The sequence below is a fragment of the Crocosphaera sp. genome (genome assembly GCF_030064895.1).
GTDB lineage: Bacteria > Cyanobacteriota > Cyanobacteriia > Cyanobacteriales > Microcystaceae > Crocosphaera.
In genome coordinates, this window is sequence record NZ_JASJEB010000016.1 from 1 (window position 1) to 23402 (window position 23402).

Here is a 23402-nt window from a genome sequence, read left to right on the forward strand (position 1 = left end):
TAACCAGAAGAATTCAGCAATTACGAGAATCTTTGGCAAGGATTAATCCACTTCATCGAACTCTTCATGAAGAAGAGACCCTGAGAATTTTTGAAAAAATGTGTAGCTAAAATGTTAAACCTTACGGAACATCAACTTAAGAAAATTGATGGATACTGGGTTTGTGAGAATTGTCATAAACGATGGAAATCAAAACCTAAAAAATCTTCCCCTAAATGTCCAGGGGTTAAAGCTTATTCAGAAATCCCAGAATATTTAGTTAGCGAAGAAGACTTAAAATGGCAAAATCTTAAACCGATAGAAAATCCATTAGGGGCAAAATATTATCGGTCTACAGGTGAATGGGTAGGTTTATACGATCCGAATAAAACAACGATTTTAGATCCTAATCTCCCTCCTATTTTAAAGCATGATGAACGAGGACTATTAAAGTACAGTTGGGAGTTAGAAAATTCAAATTTAAAAGCAACTGAAACTACCAAAATTTCAGGTGTAGTAAAATGGTTCGATAAATACAACTGTTGTCATAAATGGGAACCTTTATATAATAAAGAAGATTGTGAAAAGTTAGATCCTAATATGCCTGACGTTTATTATTATCACGACAGAGGCGATCTTAAATTTGAGTGGGAATTAAATAAGCTTAATTTGGGACCATCTGAAAATACTAAACCAGCAGGGATGGTACGGTGGTGGGATAAAGACACAGAGACTTATTCCTGGAAATTTTTATACAGAGTTGAAGATTGTGAATGGAAAGCTAGAGATAATTATTTAACAAAAAGCACTATCAAGAAAAGATACCTACTTTCTGAAGGATGGATAAAAAGGCTAGGGAAACCTGACTTAACCAAAGAAAATCCTTATTATCCTAATGCCACTCCTATGCAATTATATAGTCGTCAGAGAGTAGAAAAATATTTAGCTGATCATGCTGAAAAATATGCCAAATGGTTAGATAAAAGAGATAAATTAGTTGATCATTACTATAAGTTTAAAGATAAAATAGAAGCTAAAAGAAAACAGAAAAAAATGTGTAATACTTGTCGAAGTGGAATAACGTTTAGTACAGATAAAGGAAAACAATTTTTATGTGTTATTCATCCTACAGGTTTAGAGTTTTTACCTTGTCCTGATTTTTCCGAAAAAGAAGATAACTGATCTTGACCTTAATCTTCATGCTCATGGAAATGAATAAGCAAAACATAGATAATATTCTCAATCAAGATTCTAAGGTGCAATGGCAGTTTAGAACACTTGTCCATGAATTTCGTCAGGGAGAAAAAACAGATTTAGCAGATCAGGACTTAACTTCTTACGGTCATTTCATTCATCATTTATCATTCGTTTGGAAGTAGGCTTGAAACAAAAATGAAAGATGTTCAATGTTCAATGTTTAATGTTATCCCAACCCAGACCATGTTTACTGGTTAGAAAAAGATTGGCTAAAAATGATGTTGTCAACTGATTTACCTTCGGTTATTGGTGATTTTAATATTCCTTTTAATGAGGCTTTATTATTATTACCAGATAATCTGATTATTTCTCCTGATAAATTCCCTTGTCAATGGCTTTATTTTAAGTATGTACCGGCAGGAGAAAGTTGGGTAAACATAAAGATAGAGGGGAATGAACACAAAAAACCTTATATTCTTCAATCAGTTCCTCACAAGGTAGATAAAATCACTTGGGTTACTTCTCTTTATGGGTTAATTTATCAATCGACTCTTGAAATTAATCAAGGAGAAATTAATAGAGGCAATTTTGATATTTTTAACTGTCCTGTGTCTTTGGATTTACAAGAAGCTGATATTTTAACAGAAGATAGATTTATTCACAATATTAACGATTTAATTCTAAAAATGCTCCTTTTTATCCAAGTATATCCAGAAATTTTGAATGAATTAATAGTTAATAAAAGTTCTAAAATTAATTCATATAAAAACAAAAAAAATCTTAAACGTTCTCCACGATGGATTAAAAATACGCAAAAAGTTTCTATTAGCTATGAAGAAAAAGGTTCTCATCGTTCTCCTAAAACTCATTTTAGAAGAGGTCATATAAAAAGAGTTGCTATAGGGGAAGGACGAAAAGAACGTAAATGGACTTGGATTAAACCAACTATTGTGAATCAGTAGAACTATACTCAATTTTAGTTTAAACTAATCTAGTTAAGTCGGTTAAAAGTCTAGTCAGGCTAATTAGCGCAACTTAAGCATTGCTCTGTACTATCTTTAAAATCATCTTTTTGAACGGTTCTGACATAGTAAACCGCCTTACAGCCTTTTTCCCAAGCTAAGAATAAAGTCTCAAAAATATCTTTGGCTGTTAAACAACGTTCTGGTTCATCAGCAAAGTAAACACCTTGATTCAAATTAAACAACAATTCCATAGAAATCCCTGTGTCTATCCATTGCTGAATAGAAGCAACTGCTTCAACTACTTTCTTCTGATCTAAATGCTTGTTTTCCTGATAAAAAGAAAATGATTCTTCTATAAATGGGGGAGCTACAGGAACTGTCCCTTTTGCCCATTTATCGTAATAAAATTTGCTGTGAGCAGGAAGAATACTGGCAGTACAACCCTGTACCAAAGAAGAAGAAGTATTAGGTGCGATCGCAGCAATATGGGAGTTACGAATACCATAGGTTTTAATGTCTTCTGATAACTGCACCCAACGCTCTTTTTTAGCAGCATTTTCAAGAAACCAGTCAACAGGTTTTGAACCTATTAATAAACCTTTACTCCAATCGCTTCCTTCAAAAGCATTATAAGAGCCTCTTTCTTTAGCCAACTCCATAGAAGTATGGGTACACCAATAACCTATTTCTTCAAATAGATTGCTGATTTCTCTAGTATTTTCGTATCTCAAGCGTCTTTTCGCCAACCAGTCAGCAAGTCCCATAGCACCCACTCCAATAGTTCGATAACGATTATTATGGGCTGCTGCATCACCAAAAGGTGGGGTGGTAATATCAATGGTATTATCTAGAATACGAACGGCAATTTTGCAAGTATTTTCTATCTCATCATTTTCAATATTAGCTAAATTCAAACTTACTAAATTACAACAGTGAGCAAACTTTCCAGGTTGTACATTTGAGAAAGACTCCACACATAAATTCACGCCAGGAATATAGCCTTCATGCTTATTAGGATTAGCCCTATTAATAGCATCTTTAAAAGCTAAATAAGGCATTCCTGTCTCTACTTCTGAGCGCATTATCTCTTTAAATAAATCACGAGCATTTACGCGCTTATAAAGAGTTATTTTTTTGTCTAATTCTGATTCAATTAAACGATAAGCTTCTTCAAATTGTTCTCCCCATAACTCAGCTAATTCTATTCCAAGTTTTTCTCGGACTTCATAAGGATCAACTAATGTCCACTTTCGCTTCGCTTTTGCCCTACGCATAAACTCATCGGGAACAACTAATTGAGGAAAAATGTCATAAGCTTTTCTTCTTTGATCTCCATTCTCTGTCTGCATTTCTAAGAATTCTGGAACATCTAAGTGCCAGATGTCTAAGCCCACAGTGATAGCTCCTGCTCTCCGGCCCCCTTGGTTAACCGCGATCGCAGTATCATTTAATAACTTAATCCAAGGAATAACCCCCCCAGAAGCGTTATTTTTGCCCATCACCCAGCTACCGGTAGCCCGAACACGGCTAATATTGGTGCCTACACCTCCTCCGTGCTGAGATATCCTGGCCGCATTGGTAATCTCTTCAAAGATGCTCTCTAAGTTATCGTCAATAGATGTAATAAAGCAACTAGTTAGAGATCCGCCAGGGACTCTTAGGTTGGCAAGTATCGGAGTTGCTAAAGAAATTTTGCGATTAGCGATCGCCTCATAAAACTGTTTTGCCCTAAAAAGGCGAAACTCCTTGCTTTCTGGTAGAGCAAGGAGTAGGGAACAAATCAAAAAAGCTTCTTGGGGGAGTTCATTGGGAAGAAGATATCTGCTTGTCAAAAGAACTGCCCCTGCATAGTCATAATCTTTATCTAGTTGAGGATCAATCCACTTTTCGGCTTCTCTCAATTCTTCATCTGTGTACTCTGATAGGCGATCGCAATAAATTCCTTTTTCTATTTTTTCTTTAACTACTTCACAAAAATTCTTATAATTATGTCCTCTTGTGACAAAAATATTTTTCCACACACTCCAAATATGCAGCCTTCCTGCGACATACCTCCAATCAAGTGCGTCTAGGTTACACATTTCTAAAGCGCAATTAATTAAATTGTCTTGTATCTCTGAAGTTGTAATACCGTTTTTTAATCTTGCAGTCATTCCTGCTTCTAAAGCGATCGCATTGACTTTGAGTCCATCACAAGCCCAGTCAACCACTTCTCTAATTCGAGTAATATTTAAAGAAGTTGATTCTCCATTTCTTCTTATTACCTCAATGTTTTCTTTACTATTATTTTCTCCAAAAGAATTAGTTTTTCCAATGTTATATGGATATCGAGGATTGTTTTTGAAAGTTATTTCTTTTGGGGTTGTAATCATTTTTTGAACTAAATGTAAAAATACTTGTTCTTAGATTAGCAAATTTCACGTAACTTATGCAATATAAAATCTTTTAAAAAATTGATATTTATTTAATATTTAATAAACCAATATTTTTTGGTATAAAAGTATTGGTTTATAGTTTAATTTTCTTGGGCTTCACGATCGCAGTTTTGACTTATATATTTCTCTTAGAAAGATGGGCAATTATTGTTATTGGTGTCAAAATAGAAAGTGCAAATTACTTTTCTGGATTTTAAAAATTTAATTAAAAAATGTTGAGAACCACAAAAGATGAATTTCCTAATTTGATAAAAAAGATCGACAAAATGTCTCAAGAAATTGGAGATATTGGAGAGCAATGGGTAAGAGAGCGTGTAGATGATTTTGAGGGAACCTATGGACAACACCTGAAAACTCAAGGTAGGGGTGGTCAACCCCCTCCCTTATCTCAGTTGACAAGAGAAATTTATTCTAAAATTGGGGAACCAGATGGCTCTGGGATACGCAACCATATTCGGACTGAAATTCAACGAATAAAATCTTCCACAACCGGAATATTCGGAATCTTAGAAGGGCGGCCTACAATAGTTGCAAAGGTACAAGATCAAGGAGCCGTTGTCCCTGTTACCCTCAAAATGAGGCGGTTCCTGGCTGTACATGGGATTTATATTCGAGGCGATAAGACCCATTTTGTTATTCCTGCTCGATATAGTTGGACTAACACACATAGAGACGTTCTTCGTAGAGGAAAACAACAACTCAAAAATATAAGGAAACTTTGAGAGACGAACTTCGTTCCTCAAAAATAATTAAGATCATGCGTATTGTAAAAACATTTTCAGGCAACGAACTGTACAGACTCGCGATCGCACAAGGGAAGTTTGAGATTGAAAAAAGAGGATTAGGGATTACTGCTAAAATCGATTCTTCATTAACTTTACCTCAAATAAATCCCGAAGGGGTTTTACAGTACACAAATTTTGAGATTATCACCAGTTTGAATGACAAAATATTGATTGGTTTTGAACCTAGTTTGCTTCATTCTTTGGCAGATTTTCAATCTTTATTGGTGAGACATTTAGGGGCGTTAACTATCACTTTAGGTTTACCTCAAGATGTTGTCCTGAATAAAGTTTATGTTGAATATGAGGTACCAGGAAGCATTCTTTCCTATTTCTCTGAAAATATATTGCCTTTGCATTTATCAAAATGTTTTTTAAGAACAACTCATGCTACTCGTATAAATAACGGGGAATGGATACTGCCAAAATATTTTGATAAAAACATTGTGAAAGAGGCACATTTTAAAGTTTATGGAGGTGATATTATTGCCTGCGTTATTAATGATAGAAAGATAACATTAGATCAAAATATAGCCAATACAGAAGGACAAATGATTCTAAATATTTCTCCTTCCGTCAAATATGAAGGTGTGGAAGAAGAGTTTTTACTCCAAAGTTTACCTAGTATTTTAGTTAGAAGAATGTCTCCAGATAATATGAGACAATCTCTTTCTATATCTCAAATTAGGGATCAACCTTACGAGATAATTATTATTAGTGAGGAAGAAAAAATATCTGAGGCGATCGCTGAACAATTGGTAGTTTATATGAAAGAAAACAGCACGGTTCATTTGCCTTTATATGACCTAGAATTTGATTTAGATGTAACGTCACTTTTGAGCATTGTAAGAAGCGATCGTTTTATCAAAGGATCTTTGCCTCAAGTCAAGTTTCAGGTTACGGCCAGAAATATAAGTTTAACTTAATTATCAAAAAATTGGGTTTAAAACCCCGTCCTTTTAGGACGGCTTTTCTTGTTTCCTGATATAAGATTTTAGCACTTCTAAGGGCGCACCTCCAACAGAAGAGACAAAGTAACTAGGCGACCATAAAGGAATGCCGCTAAGTTAACGCTGTAACCTAGATATGGAGAGGGACACGGGGGACACGGGGGAAATTCGTTTTTTGTGTATCATTGCTTCCTTGTCTTCCTTGTCTCCCTTGTCTTAAAAGCTAGAATTGATGAGGCTTTTCTCTTAAGTTAGCGGCATTCGTCTATAATAGTCTTCCCTTTGTCTGACGAAAATCATACCCTAGATGCTTCACTAATAGCCAATCTTTATCTTATTTTTAGCTTTCACTTTCTAGGGAGAAAACTTGATAAAACTACACAATGTTTCAAATAAAGGTTCACCCCAAGTCATTAATCTTAAAGAAGGCGACTCGTCAAAACTGTCAGGATAGAATGTTACTTGATACGTTTTTTGTTGATAAATAAGTTCCCAAATTTTGTTGTTGAGTTTCCTAAATTCTATGCCTTTATTTTGCAGTATATGAGAGTAAGTGAATAGCAATTCTATATCTTCACAAGTCAATGGTGAAGAAGGGATAGGTTGCCGAACTTTATCCAAATCTGCATCGACGTTCATCGCCACCATTGCCTCTAAATCAGGGCGACTTATAGGAATGTCCATAACTTGTTCAAATTGTGAAAATAAAACCCCTTCTTCTTCGGGATCAGCGGCCATGGCAGCTTGTTCAATGAAAGTAGGGACTTGTGCCAAAATAGGTTGTAAATTTCCTACTACTGTTTCAAAGGCTTGAATGCGATCGCGTAATCTTCGATAAACTTTAGCTTCAACGGTTCCATCATAATAAAAGTTATGAATACGGATAGTAGGATAAACTTGACCAATGCGATCCAGTCTCCCAATTTGCTGCTCAACTTGCATTGGGTTCCAGGGCATTGAATACATTAAAATAACGCCACAAGTCTGTAAATTTAGCCCTTCACTGGCTGATTTTGTACATAAAAGTATTTTGATAACACCTTCAAAAAATAACCGCTTAATTTGCTCTTTTTTAACGATTCTCCATTGTCCCTGTTGATACAGTTCACCTCCTCTCCCCGAATAACAGGCCACTTGGGAACCATATAATTGAACTAAAGTATCTCGAATATAGTCCATTGTGTCTGTATATTGAAAGAAGGTGATTGCACTTTCTCTTTGGGTTAATTCTTGACGCAAAATTTCTATGTAAGCGGATAATTTAGTATCTTCTCCTGTATTCTCAAATTGTCTGAGTAAGTCTTCTAAATAATCAATTTCGGCTGGATCTGTTGGTTCCATATAGGATTCTAACCCAGTAATAACAGCGTCGTCAGCTTCATCTAATTCGGTTAAGTCGTCTTCTGTTATGCTGATACCTTCTAAGCGACGTTCTAAAGATTTTTTGATAGCGTAGAAGGAACTGGTTAATCGTCGCCGATATAAGGTCATGAGAAAACCTAGTCCCTGTCGTTGTTCTTGTTGGGCTAAGTTATAGAAATGCCTAACATAATTACTAACTGCTTGATAAAGAGGAACTTCTCGGTTAGATTCGAGAGCGATCGCATTATCGAATACTATTCGTCTGGGTACATCTTTATCTAAAATACCCCGTCGATAATATTCTCTAAGAGTATCTCTAGTATGGCGAAACATCAAATCTTTGAGGGGAGTATTATTACTTAAAAACTGACGGGAAGCATTGATAAAGTTATTATCCTGACAAAGTTGTTTATGATTAACCATAGTCATTCCACTTTGCCAGATATCTTTTAAACGATACAGCAATAAACGATCTTCGTTACTTAATTGTTGTTCTAATAGGGGACAAAGTTGCCCTCCCTGTTGAAAATAATCTTTGGACATCCTTTGCCAAAATTCTAAGCGTAAACGGTCAGGGGGATAAGATAAACTATCAAAGTAGTCACAGAAATTATCTTGATATTGCCATTCTCCTTTTAAATCAACTAAACTGAGTAAGTCAAATATTTCTACTGTATCAATTTGCATCGGGGTAGCACTTAATAGTAATAAAGACCTTGTTTTGTATTTCAATTCCCTCATTAAACGTAATAATGAATTAGGCGTATCATCTCGCTTTTGCGGACTTTGACGACGGGCATGGTGGGCTTCATCAAGAACTACTAAATCCCAATTTTCAGCGTCTAATAATTCTTGGCTTCTTTCTTTTCTTCTAACTAAATGAGATGAGGCTAATATTAATTCTTTTTCATTCCACGGGTTATCAATGGGTTGGCAAGTTTCACCATAGGTATTTTTGAATATTCCCTTATCGTAACTCCAAAAATGAAGGTTAAATTTTTCTCTAAGTTCTTCATGCCATTGGGGTTGCACACTTGCAGGGACTAAAATTAAAACCCGTTTAACTTGTTTGGATAACAATAAATAGCGGACTAAAATTCCGGTACTAATAGTTTTTCCTAAACCCACCTCATCACAAATCATGACAGACTGAGGCCATTTATCTATCATTTGTCTGAGGATTTTTAATTGATGTATCCAGGGGGTAATAGGAATAGATTTTAGACAATAATCTAAACAACCTGGATGTTTATGTAGTTCTCTCAAAATTTCCCATTTTTGCTTTTCTGCTTCATTTATTTTGTTATCAATGTCCTCGTTTATCATGGCTTCATTTTCTTCTTTATCAATTTCTTGCTTATTTATTTCTTGATCAGGTAGAGATTTTAATTTATCTGATACGATAGCATATTTATTGTTTTTATTAAGATTAATATCTCCTGCTTTAATAGGTCTAGTATTTTGTTCAATGGCTGCTGTCCAATTGGGTTTTGTGGTTGGGGTATAACGTAACAATTTCTGTTTGACTGCTTCAGGAATATTAAAGACTCGTACATTAGGGGCTAAATCATGCCATAATTGGTCAAAACGATATTGTTCTTCATTAACTCGTTCTAAGTCTCTGACTCCTTCCCAAGAACAATAAACATGAAATGATTCAACGTTTTGTTCCCATCCACTAATGGACTCATTATTTGACCCGTTAAAGGCTAATTGATTACCTTCGAGATCAGTAAAAATGCCTGTTTTTTCATGGAATATATGACGAGTATCTAACGGTTTATCGGGTTCGGGTAAACCATTATCTTTCAAGGGAATGGCAATTTTAATTTCTAAATAATGATGGGCGATTAACCAACTTAATATCTCAAAATGTTTGAGTTGAACAAAGGTTTTTGGAGGATCTAATTCTCTATCTAAGCAAGTTGCGATCGCTTCTTTTAATTCATACCCTTGTTGTATAGCAGTTAAGTCTTGAGGGGCAAACTGACACCCCATAATTAACCGCATTTTCCCTTCATTATAAAGCATGGCTCCTAACCCCCTGGCCACCTTGGAAAGTATGGCACTGTTGAAAAACCCTGACTTGCGATCGTACTGTACCGCCCTTTCTAATGCAGGGATGTAAAAGTCCGCAATGGGGTTATTTTCATTGCTACTGTAGCTAATACGCCAGGAATGAGAGGGGAGAAGGAAAACCATAAGTGAACTATTAACAGGGTTATCCTTAATATGCCCATTTTATCAATTAATAATTGATTAATTCAAGGTTATTCAATACCTTAGTCGGTTAGGTGCATATTTTTGATGATATCTGGATGAGAAGAAGCGATCGCTTTAAGGGCTGCTTTAACTTGTTCTGGACTCATCTGTTCAACGTTGCTCAAAAATGCAATCAATATCTCATCAGTAGTCACTTTAATTGTCGTATTTAGGTGTTCTTCTGGGTTTTTCCCAATATTAGCAGTGTTCATGGTAGCGATGGTTCCGTGCTTGGTTCGATAAGTCCGCAGATTTTCATTCGTTGGTTCTTGTTCCTCACTGCGGACTTCCGCAGTTAAAGAGGTGGATTTGTCACTGCGGATTTTTGGAGTAAAAGTAGAGTTTGTTATCTCACTGCGGATTTCCGCAGTTAGTTCTTTGCGGATATTCCGCACTGTTTTCTCATTCACTCGACAGACTCTAGCTATTTCGCGGTTACTCCAATTATGCCATTCGGGATCATTGAGCAACGTTAGGACTGCCTTGCGTTTATCGGCTCTTGATCTGGGTAACGCTGGTTTATGGTCTGCATTAGCCCCAACAGAATAAAGTACAGCATCCCGTCGAGTGCCTTGATAAATAATAGCTCTAATCGTCGGTTCTTCTTGGTTTCGATGAGCATTCCAGCGATGGAAACCGTCAGCTAACCAGTAATCATCCCCATCATAGAATATAACAACTGGCTCAATTTCTTGACCCTCTTCCATCTGTTCTTCTAAGCGTTTGATATGCTGTAAGTCTATTTTTGCTCTGGGTTGCGTACCACCATCTCTGCGAATTTCTTCGAGATCAAGATGTATTATTTCTGTTGTTGGTTCCATCGTCAATGCCAACTAATCCTTATCCTATTATAGCGTAGTACGTCACTATAAGATTAAGAAATCATACTGTTTGCAGTGAGCAAGTATAATAAAGATGGGTCAATAGTAAGTAAGGAAACCATGCCAAGACCAGGGGGAAATCCAGATTTTGGGACAAAGTATCGTTTTGACTATGGGCGTGAAAAGCCTTTATCAGCCCAAGTTAAAGCCCAAATTTTGCCGGAAACAAAACAACAATTAAAAGATTTAGCAGACCAACAGAAATGTACTGTCCCTGATATTATTCGGGCAGCTATTGATGAATATTTACAAAAAAATGTAGAATAATTAAAGTAAACAAAGAGTTTTAGGGGATGATTTTAAGGGCTTGATTATCTTTAATCCTATAAATACTGAAATCTCTTTTATCTAAAGTAAATATTGTCCCAATGTTAAGACTTTCAGCTAAATAGCATAAGGAAACATCAGCAATTTGCGCCCCTATATCGTGGTATTTTAACCTCTTCCTGGCGAGAAATCCCCGATTGAGCAAGGAAGCTCGCGGAGGTTTCCTCCGCAAGAGCAGGTCTTGCTTGAGGAACGAAAATCGAGGGATGAAAGCCAGGGCAGAACTTACTGGGGAGACTTTTGATTCTGAATATATTTCTTGATAACTTCTAAGGGCGCACCACCAGTAGAAATTACACAGTAGGAACTTGACCATAATACAGGTTTGTAATAGACCTGTGATAATTCTATCTTAAATTCCTTGCGAAGAAGACGACTTGAAGAAGATTTTAGGTTTTTGACAAAAATAGAAATATTGTTGTTGGGATGAAAGGATACCAATAAGTGACAATGATCACTTTCGGCTCCAAATTCTAATAACTCACATTTCTGTTTTTTACAGGAAACCTTGAAATACTCTTCAAGTCGTTTTATCATTTCTGCGGTCAAAACTTTTCGTCTATATTTCGTGATAAATATAATGTGCAGGTGAATAGCGTAAGCACAATGAGAACTCTTATTTAGTGAGGTTGACATTTTACATTAGGTGACGTTATACTGATTATCATATTTGATTGGGTCGAAAAATGCTAACTACTAGAAGAGTTACATTCAGGTTATATCCGACAAAGAAACAGGAAAAAATACTGCATGATTGGCGTAAATTACACCAATACTTGTACAATGCCTGTTTATCTCATCGGATAACTGAATATCGACATTTTGGTAAAAACATTAGTTACTTCGACCAACAAAATTGTCTTCCTGAGTTCAAGGAGTGCTGGACTGAATATAAACAATTAGGTTCACAAGCACTGCAAGCAACTTGCAAAAGAGTTGATTACGCTTTTCAAAGGTTTTTCAAGGGATTAGCCAAGTTTCCTAAGTTCAAAAGTTTCCAAAGATACCGAGGGTGGACATACCCTGCTAAATCAGGATGGAAAGCCCATACAACAGGAGATCACGGAGCTTTAGAATTGTCAAACTTGGGTCAAATCCGAATGCGAGGAAAAGCTCGAACTTGGGGGCAACCTACCACTTGTACAGTTGTTTGGAAAAACCATAAATGGTACTGTTCCATTACGATTAAATGTGAGGTATCTAGAGAGACGGGAACGGGTGCTTGTGGTGTCGATTTTGGAACGTTAAGAGCTTTAACCTTTGATGATTCAACAGGTATTGAAAACCCTCGGTTTTTAGCTAAATCTAAAGACAAGATAGCCAAAGCATCTCGTCAATTAAGACGCAAGCGTTCCCCTAATAGAAAGAAACGAACTAGAGCCTCTAAACGGTGGAAGAAAGCTCGTAACAAAGTTAGTAAACTACAAAATAAAGTTGCCAATCAGAGACAAGATTGGCAACATAAGGTATCTACACAAATTGTAAGCAGTAATAGCTTGGTAGCTACCGAAAAACTAAATATAAAAGCGATGACTCGCAAGGCTAAGAAAGGAAGTAAGCGCAAGAAGCAAAAAACCGGACTCAATCGCAATTTACTTGATGTAGGTATAAGTAATATAACCAAGCTCATCAAGTATAAAGTGAAGGAGTCCAGAGGTGTTTTTGTTGAAGTTCCTATCAAAATAGCCCCTTCGCAAACTTGCCCTAATTGTGGTAAGAGAAAGAAAAAAGAGTTGTCCGAACGAGTGCATCGCTGTGACTGCGGATGTGTCATGGATCGCGATGCAGCGGCCGCAACCGTAATGCTCAATTATGCACGGGGGTTAGGAACTAACCTCCTCAATCGTGGATCTCAGTCCTCTGAGCAAAAACACACATCAAAACGGTGTGGAGGGTTTGCTAAAGATTGGGAGTTGAAGCGACAGAAACCCCAATCAAAGCGTAGCGACGATTGTGGGTAGTTCATCATATAACTTTTTAACCAAGGGGTAGCTTCTTGGGGTAAATGAATAACTTGTAATAAGTTTCCTTCCATCATGGTAAATAAAGCATTAATTCCTATCTTATTTTTACGAATTAACCAAAGAACTTCCGTTATGACTGCCCAACAGGTTATCAAAGGTGGTTGTAAGGTTTTGAGAGTATCAACACAAAAGACCTCTTGCAAAAGTGTTTCGTGGTATAATAAAAAGCTATTTATTTTAAAAGCAGCCATTCTGGTCAAGCGATCGCCACCACTCCAGAGAGCGATCGCCTAATCCCCAAAAATTAATTAAGTTTTAAAACAAGAATTGTTGTATAATTATTAAAGACAATTATTCAGCTAATTAAATTGATTTAACGATGAAATATTGGCAAGCTAAAAAGTTAAAGCAAACTGAATTCAAGCGTTTGACAGGGGTTAAAAAAAACTTTTAGTTTAATGGTTCGGATTATCAAAGCTAAAGACCAAGAAAAAAAGAAACCAGGTCGTAAGCCAAAGTTAATTATTGAAGACCAGATTTTAATGACTCTTCAGTATCTAAGAGAATATAGAACTTATTATCATATTGGTAAAGATTGGAAAATATCCGAGTCATCTGTCTGTCGTATTATTCATAAAATTGAAAATGTATTAATAAAATCTCGTCAATTTAGATTACCTGGAAAGAAAGCCTTATGGCAAAGTTCTTCAGATGGAGAACTGGTAGTAATGGATGTTATGGAAAGTCAAATCGAAAGACCTAAAAAACGACAAAAACAGTTTTATAGTGGAAAACAAAAAGAACACACCCTCAAAACACAATTAGTAATTCAACAAAAAACTGGTCAAATTATGTGTTTACTTAACGGAAAAGGAAAAACTCATGATTTTAAACTATTTAAAAATAGTGGGGTAAAATTTGGAACATTAATGAAAGTCATTGCTGATAAAGGCTATCAAGGTATAGCTAAAATTCATCGATTAAGTGAAACTCCAATCAAGAAAAAGAAAGGGAAAAAGTTGACCAAAGAAGAGAAGAAATATAATCGGCAACTGAATCGATTAAGAATCACAGTCGAACATATTAATAGACGACTAAAAATCTTTAAAATTCTTTCTTATCCTTATCGAAATCGTGGTAAAAGATTCGGATTAAGAGCGAACTTAATAGCTGGACTTCATAACTACGATCTGGCTAATTAATTTGTAAAAAAATGCATAAAATTTCTAGTTATTTGAGCTTTTAATCATTAGCTAGACTGATTTGTGCTGCCCATTTTTAATCATTTTTGTTTGTGGCGATCGCTCTCTACTATCTCATTCAAAAAAATCAGGAATTCTGGGTGTCTTGCCACGTAAAATTAGACAAAAAAATAGCATTCAATCATATCACAAAAGACTTTTGCAAGAGGTCTATTACTAAGTTTCCCTTTGTAACCACGATGTAAATCAAGATGACACCCAGTATAGACACATATCAAGTTATCTTCTGATGAATTACTGGGATCTCTATCCCAATGATGAGTTTGTAGTGTATATTGCATCCGCTTGGAAACTGTCCAATCTTCAGGGACTTTTTGACCAGGTTCAATACATTTTCGTCCACATTTCTGACAAGTCCAATTAGCTTTTTTCTTCAGTGCTAAACTGATTTCTTTCCAGTTGCTAGGATAGAGTTAAGATGAAGGCATTGATTATTATAATTTTTAGGTTTAAAATGGGTGGAACAAATAGATTTAACTCTATCCACTTTTAATAATTTAATCCCTACATTGTATCAAACTTTTGTCAAAAAGCCGATATTAATGAATATTAAGAAATGTTACTTTTGCAATGGTGATTGAACTACCCAATTGTCCCAATATGATTCTCCACTTTTTTCGATAAGGATAAGGGTTCTCGGACTAATCGATAGATTCTTTGGGGGAGAGTATTATCAAATATTTGGAGAGCGAAGTTCGTTCCCCAAATATTCAATAAATAAATAAGTTGCGATCGCAGGTAATTGCGACTTAAAATAGATTTAAGTAACAACGTGTTATTTATGTTTTAAAATATTAAAATATAAATATTCATATCTAACTATTTTTTGGTTAGAGATTACATTAAAATAAGGCAAAAATTTTCTTTTTGCCTTTTTATTGTTAAACTCTGGTGGTATTAATGTCGTTGTATAAAAAATTAGGTAAATAATTTATCGAAAATTTTTAATAAAAATATAAATTTTGAATTCAGCTTCTCCTTATCAATAGTTGAGGACAGTATTGTTTCAAGTAAAAAGTCAAAAACATTAATTTGTTCTTTAATATAGGTGTTTAAAACTTCATCTAGAATGTCATCTTTTCTTCCTCGTTTTTTCTTTTCTAATAATGTAAGAAAACGATCTTTAACGGTAGAAGGTAGAGACGTATCAGCAAGTAGTGCATCGATAGAAATTGGGGGCATTGTGTGATTTGTTGTAATCCACTGACAGCATAATATTGCTCTTATTGCATGGATATACTTTTTGGATGAAGCTTTTTTATTTTCACATAAATATTTTTCGTAGTTGTCTGTAGCTATATTCAAGTAATGGTACATATTTGCCTGAGGAGAATAGCACGATGTCGCTATTTCTTGAATTTCATTTAAGAATACAGTATTTCTCTGGTAAACAATAGGAGAAAACAAGTATTCCATTAAGCGAGGATTTGACTTAGATAGTAGGAAAAAAGTCTTTTTCAAATCCCATCCAACGATGTCCATCGTGTCATTAACTAATGCTTCAATAACGTCTTCTTTATTGTCTTCGATTCCTAGATACCAATCCAAATTGTGAGCATAAATAAACCTAACATCGTAATCGCTTTGTCTTGAAGCAAATCCAAATGCTCTACTGCCAGCCTCGCAAGCATAAAGTATCTTGACCTTTTTGCTTGCTTCTAGTCTATTTAATGTGTTTTTAATTTCTGAAGTAATACTCATTGTAAATTCTATAAACTCTTTCTAGACTGTCAAACCCTTGTAAATAAAATTATATGATATAATAGGAATATATTAAACAATAAATTAATAAAAAATTGCTAAATAGCAACAATTTAAGCTGAACGAAACAGAATCAAGTCTGTCTGTCAGGTGGCTAAAATCCTGGCACTGAAGAGTAGAAAATGTCAAAACACGAACAAGTAAGACAACAAATAGAAGAAACATTAATTGATGTTTACCCAGAAATAACAAGAGTTGAAATTGAAATAAATTTATTAGGAAAATATAAAAATAAAGATCCAAATATCAAACATATTACTGTTGTCATTAAAGAGAAAATAAATGAATTTTCTTACCCTTGTATTGTTAATTTAGAAAAACAACAAATAAATGTATTAACATTGCTTAATTTCTTTGGATGGGAAAAGCACAAATTTAACAAAAAAGTGCAGCAATTGATAATAGACTTATTTACAAATTAAATAGAGCTTATCATTTTAACTATAGCCTAAGTTAAGATGATAAGCTCTATTTTTGTTTTAATAACAACTTTTAAATAGCTTAAAACGTTTATTTTTCTTAACAAATATAGTATAATAATACTATACAGCTTATTCTCGGTAAAAAATATGAATAAAACAACAAGCTTAACGCAATTAGAAGCTATTAAGCTTATCAAAGATTTACAACAAAACCCAAGAAAAGTGACAGAAACCGAGAAGCAAATTCTCGGTTCTTTTGTAGGGTGGGGTACGGTGTACTCTGTTTTTAATTCTGATCACAAATGGGCAAAAGAAGCCTATGCAGAATTAGAAGAATTGTTGACTCCCAAAGAGTTAGCGATCGCCCGACAAGCAACGCTTTTCTCACACTACACAGACCCCAAACTTATTAAAGTTATCTGGGACGGTGTAATTGGAAAAGGTTTTGAAGGAGGATTAATTCTTGAACCTGGATGCGGTCACGGAAATTTTATGTCCTATCAACCCGACTCTCTTAAAAAGCAGTCAACCTGGGTTGGGGTAGAATATGATCCAATCGCTGCATCCATTGCAGAGATGCTTAATCCCCGTGCAATGATCTATAACGACAGATTTGAGAATATCGATCTGCCAACTGACTTTGATCTTGTCATTGGGAATGTCCCCTTTGGCGATATTCCAGTAGCCCATCTCAAGTATGCGCACCTTAAACCCAATCTTCATTGTTATTTCCTTCTGAAAGGACTTGATTTACTCAAAGAAGGTGGTCTAATGGTAGCCATCACATCCACTGGTTTTCTGGATAGCAAGGGTAATAAACAAGTTAGAGAAGCGATCGCCGAAAAAGCAGAGCTTGTAGGTGCAATGCGTTTGCCCAACACAGCGCATAAGTCTTATGCCGGCACCTGTGTAACGACAGATATTATTATTCTGCGTCGCAACAAAAAGGCCACTAAACTAGAGCAAATATGGACAAAATCAGCACCTTTTGCACAATTGAAATGGGAAGCCATTGGCTTAAATCCAGCAGTTGTTGAAGATAATAAACTTTGGGACGCATTAGCAAAAGTTCTCCGAGAGAAAAGTCTTCATGAGGTTGCTGCTCTACCGGTAAATGGCTATTACGTCCGTAACCCCCAATATATTCTTGGTAACTTTACTAAGGATATATTATACGGGGGAGAACGAATGGCTGTAGCCCCTAATGAGCGTCCTTTAGATTTAGCCCTAGAGGTTGCCTTTAACAGCATGGGGCTAGTTTGTGACACCACTGTCACCGACTTGGCTACTATTCACTTTATACCCCCAGAGATGCAAAATATTCCTCTGGACTACTTTGTCCAATATGAGGAACTGTTTTATCAAAGGGGAGAACATAACTTAGTCCCCGTACCTTCTAAACAAGTCGAACTCATCAAGCATTTCTTGGCCATACATGACAATTTTTTGTCTGTGGTTGAGAGAATGAAATATGACGATGATGACTTTTTGTACGAAGAACAAAAAAAATTACTTCATGCTTATAAAGGTTTTATCCAAAAGTTTGGGTATCTTCGGGACAACGAGAAAAAACTAAAGACAGATCCTCGCTATTACTTGCTCAATGGATTGGAGGTAGAGTCAGAAAAGCCTTACTGGGACTTGTCTGATATCCCCAAATCCAAAAAAGTTAAGAAGCATTATAGTCCGGCTGATATATTTTTCAAGCGGACAGCTTCGCCCACTGTGGAACCAGAGATGGCCTACACGGCCAAAGACGCTTTGATTTATTCTCTTAACTACAAGGGGCAAGTTGATACGGATTATATCGCATGGCTTTTAGACATAGAAGAAGAGGAAGCGATCGCCCAGTTACAAGCAGAAGAGTTAATCTATTTCGATCCCCTAGAGGATCGTTGGCATACGGCCGAGGTTTACCTATCTGGCAATATTCTAAGGAAGCTGGACGACGCAATCAAATATAGTCTAACTACCAATGTAGCAGCATTGGAAAAGGTTCAACCTAAATTCATTTTGCCTCCTTGCTCACCTCAATTAAGAGCAGACCTGATTATCGAATTAGGGGGAGAAGAAAAATGTGAAATTGACCCACAGGTAAGTATTCGAGTTAGGCTGGCTTCTCAGTGGATTCCTGTCCATATAAAGCGTAAATTTATTGGTGAAATGATTAACAATCGATACTTTGATGGATTAAACTATTATCCTGCTTTAAGGGAGTATCAAATCACCAGTTCTTTTGACCATGATAAATTTAACACTCTATATCGAAAAGCTTACCAAATTTTCGATTTGGCCTTGAACCTTAGAACAGTCAGAATTTGCGACACCATTTCTATCGATGGTAAAACAAAAAGCATTTTTAACCCAAAAGCGACGGCTGCGGTAAAAGCAAAAATTCAGGAGATTGAAAAATCTTTTTTGGAATGGCTGTGGACTGATTACCATCGATGTTTAGAGCTAACCAAGCTCTATAACGGTAAGTACAACTCAGAGGTTTTGAGGAAATACGATGGCTCTCATCTAAACCTTCCTCTTATGAACCCTGACATTACTCTCAGGCCCCACCAGAAAAATGCTATCTGGCGCGCTATTCAAAACCAAACTACCTTATTTCATCACTTCGTAGGTGCAGGAAAAACCTTTGCCATGATAGGAACTATGATGGAGTGGGTAAGATTGGGCTTAGCTCATAAGCCCATGATGGTAGTTGAAAACGCCACTATCGGTCAAATTGCCAAAGACTTTCGACGAATGTACCCCACAGCCCGTATTTTGGTACCTGATTCTGAATCATTCAAAGCAGCTAATCGAAAACGGTTTTGCGGTGCGATCGCTTCTCAGCAATGGGACGCAGTAATTGTCACTTACGAGCAATTCAAAGCCATTGACGCTTCCCCTCAAGCCTATCAAAACTTCTTTGATCAAGAGCTTGAGGCATTAAAAAGTTTAGAAGTAGATGGCGTAAAATCTGCTGAACGTCGTGCAATGAGAATAGAGAAAAAACTTCGTTCTCATTATGCCGAAATTCAAGAACATCAAGATAACTGCATCTTCCTAGAACAACTAGGAGTTGATGCCTTGGTTTTTGATGAGTCTCATAAACTCAAAAATCTGTATTACGAGACAAAACTACAGGTAGCAGGACTACCTACCAACAACAAATCAGGGAGGGCGTTGGATGCCTTTATCAAAATCCAACAGATGTTACGCAGAGGGAAAAAAGTGGTATTTGCCACAGCAACCCCTATTGCTAACTCTTTGATCGAACTATGGGTTGTCCTGAAATTTCTTGCCAACGATTCCATTTTGCAACCACTAGGTTTAGACTCAGTAGATGCTTTTATGGGAATTTTTGGCAACATTACAACTGGGGTTGAAATTACCCATAGTTCCAATTTTAAGATTAAAGAGCGTTTTTCGTCGTTTTTTAACGCTCCCGAAGTCTGTAAGCTGTATTATTCAATAGCCGATGTCATCTCTAGTCAGCAGCTAAAACTTAAGTTGCCAGAAGCTGAGACAATTCCTATCGAGCTACCTATGAATAGACAGCAAGAGGCATATCAACTGTATTTGACGGCTCGACTACACCGTATTGAAAATAGATCAGTTCAGCCGGACGTAGATAATCACCTAAAAGTTACTCACGAGGGTAGGCTATCTAATCTAGACATTCGTTTAGTTTTGAAAAATGGTGATAATTTTCAGTATTCGAAGCTCAATCAATGTGCGTTGAATATTTACAGGATTTGGTTAGCATCCAAATCAATCAAAGGAGTACAATCGGTCTTTTCAGACATTTCAACTCCTAAAAAGCACGAATTTAACTGCTATGCCTATCTTAAGGCAGTTTTGATCGAATTGGGCATCCCCCATAAGGAGATCGCCTTTATCCATAGCTATTCAAAGGAACAAAGACCGGCTCTTTTTGAAAAGCTTAACAACGGTCAGATCAGAGTTATTCTTGGCAGTACCAGCAAGATGGGGACTGGCGTTAATATGCAGCGGCTCATGCTTGCTTCACATTCCATCGATTGTCCCTGGCGACCATGTGATGTCACTCAACGAGACGGCAGAACTATACGTCAAGGCAATCTTTTTCCCACTGTATTCATGTTCAGGTATCTCACTCAAGGAGTCAATGGTTTTCCTGGGTTCGATAGCTATTTGTGGCAAAAAATCCAACAAAAACAGTCTGGTCCAGCCATGATTGTTAACGATCCCTTCGGTAATCGTGTTATCGAAGACGCAGACCCATTTTTGGCTTCTGCGGCCTTAATGAAGGCTATTGCTACTGGCGACGAACGCATCTTGAAAAGGGAAGAACTTAAACAAGAGTTCTCTGCTCTGCAACTTGAATTTGATGGATGGTACTCTAATGTTTGCTATCAAATGAGTAAACTTCGAGGGCTAGAATCCAGGAAGGAAGATATAGAACGCTTCTTCTTGCCAGACTTGGAAGACGATTTAAAATCTTTGCGATCGCTTCGGGAGGACTTTCCTTTGGAATTTTCTGGAAAAGTCTATAAAACGAAGGAGGCGATCAAAAAGTATCTAAAAGAGCAAGAAATTGCTCTTAAAAAGACTTTTAAATCTCAACAAAACATTGCTCATTATGGTGATCTCACTCTAATGGTTAGAAAAGAAGGATTGAGAGATGAAATGGTTTATTATCTCAAAGGGGAAGGATTATACCGAGTTACTAAGCAAAATATTGTTGATCAAAAGCGACAGTATTTTGTCAATAAACTTCTTGGTTATCAGTCTGATAATCAAGAAGAACTTGATGAATGCGTTGAAAAAATTGCTGCTTCTCCTAAAATCGAAACCACTTTCCCAAAAGAAAAGGAAGCTAACTCTTTAGAGGCTCAAATTAAAGCTTTGGAACTAGAGTTAGGGATGGCACAAGAAGTCGATGATAATGGAGTTCCTTTAGAAGCTCCTAAAGTTGAATTTGAGTCTCCTGCCAACATTGCTCATAAATATGAATTAAAACGAGGCAAGGTATCAGGAAACGATATCACTTCTGTTTTAATTGACGATCTCAAAGAGCAATTGTTAACCGAATTACCAGACTGGATGGAAAAAATTAAATCTTCCATTTCAGTAGTAGAAGAATACTTCAATCATTCTTCGGAATCCATTGAAAATGGAACTGAGTCTAACGAATTGACAGGTGATATTTTACAAGAATTGTACAGTAACCCCTGGAGTTTATTAGATGATGACTTTGATGACACCTCTGAATATTTTGAAGAGGAAAATGACATCGAAGAAGACGATTTAGACGAATCAGAGGTTGATCCTATCCAAGCTTTATATCAAGATCCCTGGAGCTTGCTGGAACAAATCCTAGAATAAATCTATTAGTTAAAAAAGCCGATACAACTTTTGTATTGGCTTTTTCTTTTTGTTAAGTATATATTTACTTTAAGCTAAATTGAGCAATAAAACTTTTTGCTTTTTGAGAAACGAACTTCGCTTCTCAAAATAATATATTATGCTATAAAAATATGTTATAATACAAATATACTTAATAGCAAAAGTTAAGTATATTTGTCGTAAACTAATAAGTAAAATGTTCCGAAAGGCCACAAAGAAAGATATTAAATTAAGGATTGCACTTAGTGGTATTAGTGGTTCAGGCAAAACCTGGACATCACTATTAATTGCCTCATACTTAGGCAAAAAAATTGGTCTAATTGATACTGAAAATGCGAGTTCAGAGAGATATGCCGACCAATTTAGTTTCGACATATCAGATTTAAAAAATCACAAACCTGACTCTTATGCCAGAGAAATAAAGGCTGCTCAAGATTGCTACGATGTTTTAATTATTGATTCTTTGAGTCACGCTTGGTTGGCTGAACTTGATTATGTTCGTAGCCAAAAAAACTCGTACACAGCATGGAGTTCTGTGCGTCCTAAAGAAAGGGAGCTTTTGTCAGCCATTGTTGAATGCAAGTGTCATTTGATCGCAACTATGCGCGAAAAAACAGATTATACTCTGGAAAAGAACGAAAAAGGGAAGCAAGTCCCTCGGAGAATTGGTACTTCACCGATTCAGGCAAGCGGAATTGAGTACGAATTTGACCTATGGGGCAAGCTTGATTTACAGAACAATTTAAAGATTGAAAAATCTCGTTACTCTAAGATTTCAGGACAAACATTTCCTAAGCCTGGAGCCGAATTTTGTAATCTTTTATTGGGTTGGATTTACCCTTGGACACTTTGGAGAAATGACCAGGACGCTATTAATTGGGCAGCTAATATTCTACCAGATATGGAAATTAATGAAATCAAAAAAGAATACATTAATCTTCAAGCTGAAAAGGGAGAAAAGTTCCCAACTTGGGTTAACTATGTTCACAATTTAGACAAGTTTTAATTGAGTGAATGATGACGTTAATTCCATTGACACTATCGATTTTGATCGCTTACAATCCAATCAATTTAGTGCGATCGCTTAGCCTGGATTTTGAGTATCCAACTCGAATTCCAGCTAAATTTCCAGACTCATCTAAACGCCTTCGTTTAGATGTCGTCAAAAACACTTCTCGAAATTACGTCGTTCTGATTAAGCAAGATTCCCCTTGCTCTGTTCCGAATTGTATTGTTGGAAAGTTAGTAGGAAAGCGTGGTATTTTACGGAGAGAAGGACAAGCGATCACATTAAGAAATGGTCGCACTGCCCTTTATCAAGATTGTAATAGTAGTTGCCTTTCCTCAATCACCTGGGGCGAGAATGGAACCAACTATCAGATATTATACGCTATCGATGAAGACAATTATTCAGACCGACTAAAGCAATTGAAAAAAATGGCTAATTCTTCATTGAATTAACAGTCTAGGAGCT

General features: G+C 36.2%; 18 protein-coding genes and 1 pseudogene. 13 read left to right on the plus strand and 6 right to left on the minus strand.

The window, feature by feature from the left end:
• Positions 1 to 111: 111 nt before the first annotated feature.
• The 3 genes from QNJ66_RS06435 (at position 112) to QNJ66_RS06445 (ending at position 2138) form a co-directional block, all read left to right on the plus strand.
• A complete protein-coding gene (locus tag QNJ66_RS06435; RefSeq protein ID WP_300504179.1) occupies positions 112 to 1161 on the plus strand; it encodes a hypothetical protein in 1050 nt (349 codons plus the stop codon).
• Between the two features lie 2 nt (positions 1162 to 1163).
• Positions 1164 to 1358, plus strand: coding sequence for a hypothetical protein (locus QNJ66_RS06440; RefSeq protein ID WP_300504182.1), 195 nt, complete (start codon positions 1164 to 1166; stop codon positions 1356 to 1358).
• Positions 1359 to 1451: 93 nt separating this feature from the next.
• Positions 1452 to 2138: a hypothetical protein gene (locus QNJ66_RS06445; protein WP_300504183.1), complete on the plus strand. Its 687-nt coding sequence runs from the start codon at positions 1452 to 1454 to the stop codon at positions 2136 to 2138.
• A 59-nt stretch (positions 2139 to 2197) separates the two neighbouring features.
• Here the strand turns inward: QNJ66_RS06445 and QNJ66_RS06450 are convergent, their stop codons facing one another.
• Positions 2198 to 4513: a ribonucleoside-diphosphate reductase subunit alpha gene (locus tag QNJ66_RS06450; RefSeq protein WP_300504186.1), complete on the minus strand. Its 2316-nt coding sequence runs from the start codon at positions 4511 to 4513 to the stop codon at positions 2198 to 2200.
• Between the two features lie 329 nt (positions 4514 to 4842).
• On the opposite strand from QNJ66_RS06450, the gene QNJ66_RS06455 reads away from it, so the two are divergent.
• Together QNJ66_RS06455 and QNJ66_RS06460 are read left to right on the plus strand one after the other, a co-directional pair.
• Positions 4843 to 5298 carry a hypothetical protein gene (locus tag QNJ66_RS06455; RefSeq protein WP_300504188.1) on the plus strand — a complete coding sequence of 152 codons (456 nt, stop codon included), beginning with the start codon at positions 4843 to 4845 and terminating at the stop codon, positions 5296 to 5298.
• A 35-nt stretch (positions 5299 to 5333) separates the two neighbouring features.
• Positions 5334 to 6284 carry a hypothetical protein gene (locus QNJ66_RS06460; RefSeq protein WP_300504189.1) on the plus strand — a complete coding sequence of 317 codons (951 nt, stop codon included), beginning with the start codon at positions 5334 to 5336 and terminating at the stop codon, positions 6282 to 6284.
• Positions 6285 to 6317: 33 nt separating this feature from the next.
• Here the strand turns inward: QNJ66_RS06460 and QNJ66_RS06465 are convergent.
• The 3 genes and pseudogenes from QNJ66_RS06465 to QNJ66_RS06475 all read right to left on the minus strand — a co-directional run.
• A pseudogene (locus QNJ66_RS06465) lies at positions 6318 to 6410 on the minus strand (transposase); the annotation flags it as partial.
• A 252-nt stretch (positions 6411 to 6662) separates the two neighbouring features.
• On the minus strand, positions 6663 to 9872 hold the full coding sequence (locus tag QNJ66_RS06470; RefSeq protein ID WP_300504191.1) for an SNF2-related protein: 3210 nt from the start codon (positions 9870 to 9872) through the stop codon (positions 6663 to 6665).
• 80 nt (positions 9873 to 9952) lie between these two features.
• Positions 9953 to 10753, minus strand: coding sequence for a ParB/RepB/Spo0J family partition protein (locus tag QNJ66_RS06475; RefSeq protein ID WP_300504194.1), 801 nt, complete (start codon positions 10751 to 10753; stop codon positions 9953 to 9955).
• Positions 10754 to 10873: 120 nt separating this feature from the next.
• Here QNJ66_RS06475 and QNJ66_RS06480 point away from each other — a divergent pair, with 120 nt between their 5' ends.
• Positions 10874 to 11080 carry a CopG family transcriptional regulator gene (locus QNJ66_RS06480; RefSeq protein ID WP_300504197.1) on the plus strand — a complete coding sequence of 69 codons (207 nt, stop codon included), beginning with the start codon at positions 10874 to 10876 and terminating at the stop codon, positions 11078 to 11080.
• Between the two features lie 285 nt (positions 11081 to 11365).
• Here QNJ66_RS06480 and tnpA read toward each other — a convergent pair whose 3' ends face one another.
• Positions 11366 to 11776: an IS200/IS605 family transposase gene (gene tnpA, locus QNJ66_RS06485; protein ID WP_300504200.1), complete on the minus strand. Its 411-nt coding sequence runs from the start codon at positions 11774 to 11776 to the stop codon at positions 11366 to 11368.
• Positions 11777 to 11826: 50 nt separating this feature from the next.
• Here tnpA and QNJ66_RS06490 point away from each other — a divergent pair, with 50 nt between their 5' ends.
• The 3 genes from QNJ66_RS06490 to QNJ66_RS06500 all read left to right on the plus strand — a co-directional run bounded on the left by QNJ66_RS06490 (position 11827) and on the right by QNJ66_RS06500 (position 14306).
• Entirely contained in the window at positions 11827 to 13101 is a 1275-nt protein-coding gene (locus QNJ66_RS06490) for a transposase (RefSeq protein WP_300504203.1), read from the plus strand.
• Between the two features lie 75 nt (positions 13102 to 13176).
• Complete coding sequence (locus QNJ66_RS06495; protein WP_300504206.1) at positions 13177 to 13398, plus strand: hypothetical protein; 222 nt, start codon at positions 13177 to 13179, stop codon at positions 13396 to 13398.
• Between the two features lie 85 nt (positions 13399 to 13483).
• Positions 13484 to 14306, plus strand: a protein-coding gene (locus QNJ66_RS06500) for an IS5 family transposase (RefSeq protein WP_300504209.1) whose coding sequence is annotated in 2 segments (ribosomal slippage) — positions 13484 to 13543 and positions 13545 to 14306 — 822 coding nt in all. Because the reading frame shifts where the segments join, the coding sequence is not laid out codon by codon here.
• 978 nt (positions 14307 to 15284) lie between these two features.
• Here QNJ66_RS06500 and QNJ66_RS06505 read toward each other — a convergent pair.
• The gene (locus tag QNJ66_RS06505; RefSeq protein ID WP_300504212.1) at positions 15285 to 16067 is read right to left on the minus strand and encodes a nucleotidyltransferase domain-containing protein; all 783 of its coding nucleotides are present in this window, start codon (positions 16065 to 16067) and stop codon (positions 15285 to 15287) included.
• A gap of 182 nt (positions 16068 to 16249) precedes the next feature.
• Here QNJ66_RS06505 and QNJ66_RS06510 point away from each other — a divergent pair, with 182 nt between their 5' ends.
• The 4 genes from QNJ66_RS06510 (at position 16250) to QNJ66_RS06525 (ending at position 23389) form a co-directional block, all read left to right on the plus strand.
• Positions 16250 to 16549: a hypothetical protein gene (locus tag QNJ66_RS06510; RefSeq protein WP_300504214.1), complete on the plus strand. Its 300-nt coding sequence runs from the start codon at positions 16250 to 16252 to the stop codon at positions 16547 to 16549.
• A gap of 147 nt (positions 16550 to 16696) precedes the next feature.
• Positions 16697 to 21907, plus strand: a complete 5211-nt coding sequence (locus QNJ66_RS06515) for a DEAD/DEAH box helicase family protein (protein WP_300504215.1) — start codon at positions 16697 to 16699, stop codon at positions 21905 to 21907.
• Between the two features lie 217 nt (positions 21908 to 22124).
• Positions 22125 to 22934, plus strand: a complete 810-nt coding sequence (locus QNJ66_RS06520; RefSeq protein WP_300504218.1) for an AAA family ATPase — start codon at positions 22125 to 22127, stop codon at positions 22932 to 22934.
• 26 nt (positions 22935 to 22960) lie between these two features.
• Positions 22961 to 23389: a hypothetical protein gene (locus QNJ66_RS06525; RefSeq protein WP_300504221.1), complete on the plus strand. Its 429-nt coding sequence runs from the start codon at positions 22961 to 22963 to the stop codon at positions 23387 to 23389.
• The last annotated feature ends 13 nt before the right edge of the window (positions 23390 to 23402 follow it).

Coding starts and splice junctions, on each gene's coding strand:
- QNJ66_RS06435 (WP_300504179.1), top strand. CDS start 112: ATGTTAAACCTTACGGAACATCAACTTAAGAAAATTGATGGATACTGG.
- QNJ66_RS06445 (WP_300504183.1), top strand. CDS start 1,452: ATGATGTTGTCAACTGATTTACCTTCGGTTATTGGTGATTTTAATATT.
- QNJ66_RS06450 (WP_300504186.1), bottom strand. CDS start 4,513: ATGATTACAACCCCAAAAGAAATAACTTTCAAAAACAATCCTCGATAT.
- QNJ66_RS06455 (WP_300504188.1), top strand. CDS start 4,843: ATGTCTCAAGAAATTGGAGATATTGGAGAGCAATGGGTAAGAGAGCGT.
- QNJ66_RS06460 (WP_300504189.1), top strand. CDS start 5,334: ATGCGTATTGTAAAAACATTTTCAGGCAACGAACTGTACAGACTCGCG.
- QNJ66_RS06470 (WP_300504191.1), bottom strand. CDS start 9,872: ATGGTTTTCCTTCTCCCCTCTCATTCCTGGCGTATTAGCTACAGTAGC.
- QNJ66_RS06475 (WP_300504194.1), bottom strand. CDS start 10,753: ATGGAACCAACAACAGAAATAATACATCTTGATCTCGAAGAAATTCGC.
- QNJ66_RS06480 (WP_300504197.1), top strand. CDS start 10,874: ATGCCAAGACCAGGGGGAAATCCAGATTTTGGGACAAAGTATCGTTTT.
- tnpA (WP_300504200.1), bottom strand. CDS start 11,776: ATGTCAACCTCACTAAATAAGAGTTCTCATTGTGCTTACGCTATTCAC.
- QNJ66_RS06490 (WP_300504203.1), top strand. CDS start 11,827: ATGCTAACTACTAGAAGAGTTACATTCAGGTTATATCCGACAAAGAAA.
- QNJ66_RS06495 (WP_300504206.1), top strand. CDS start 13,177: ATGGTAAATAAAGCATTAATTCCTATCTTATTTTTACGAATTAACCAA.
- QNJ66_RS06505 (WP_300504212.1), bottom strand. CDS start 16,067: ATGAGTATTACTTCAGAAATTAAAAACACATTAAATAGACTAGAAGCA.
- QNJ66_RS06510 (WP_300504214.1), top strand. CDS start 16,250: ATGTCAAAACACGAACAAGTAAGACAACAAATAGAAGAAACATTAATT.
- QNJ66_RS06515 (WP_300504215.1), top strand. CDS start 16,697: ATGAATAAAACAACAAGCTTAACGCAATTAGAAGCTATTAAGCTTATC.
- QNJ66_RS06520 (WP_300504218.1), top strand. CDS start 22,125: ATGTTCCGAAAGGCCACAAAGAAAGATATTAAATTAAGGATTGCACTT.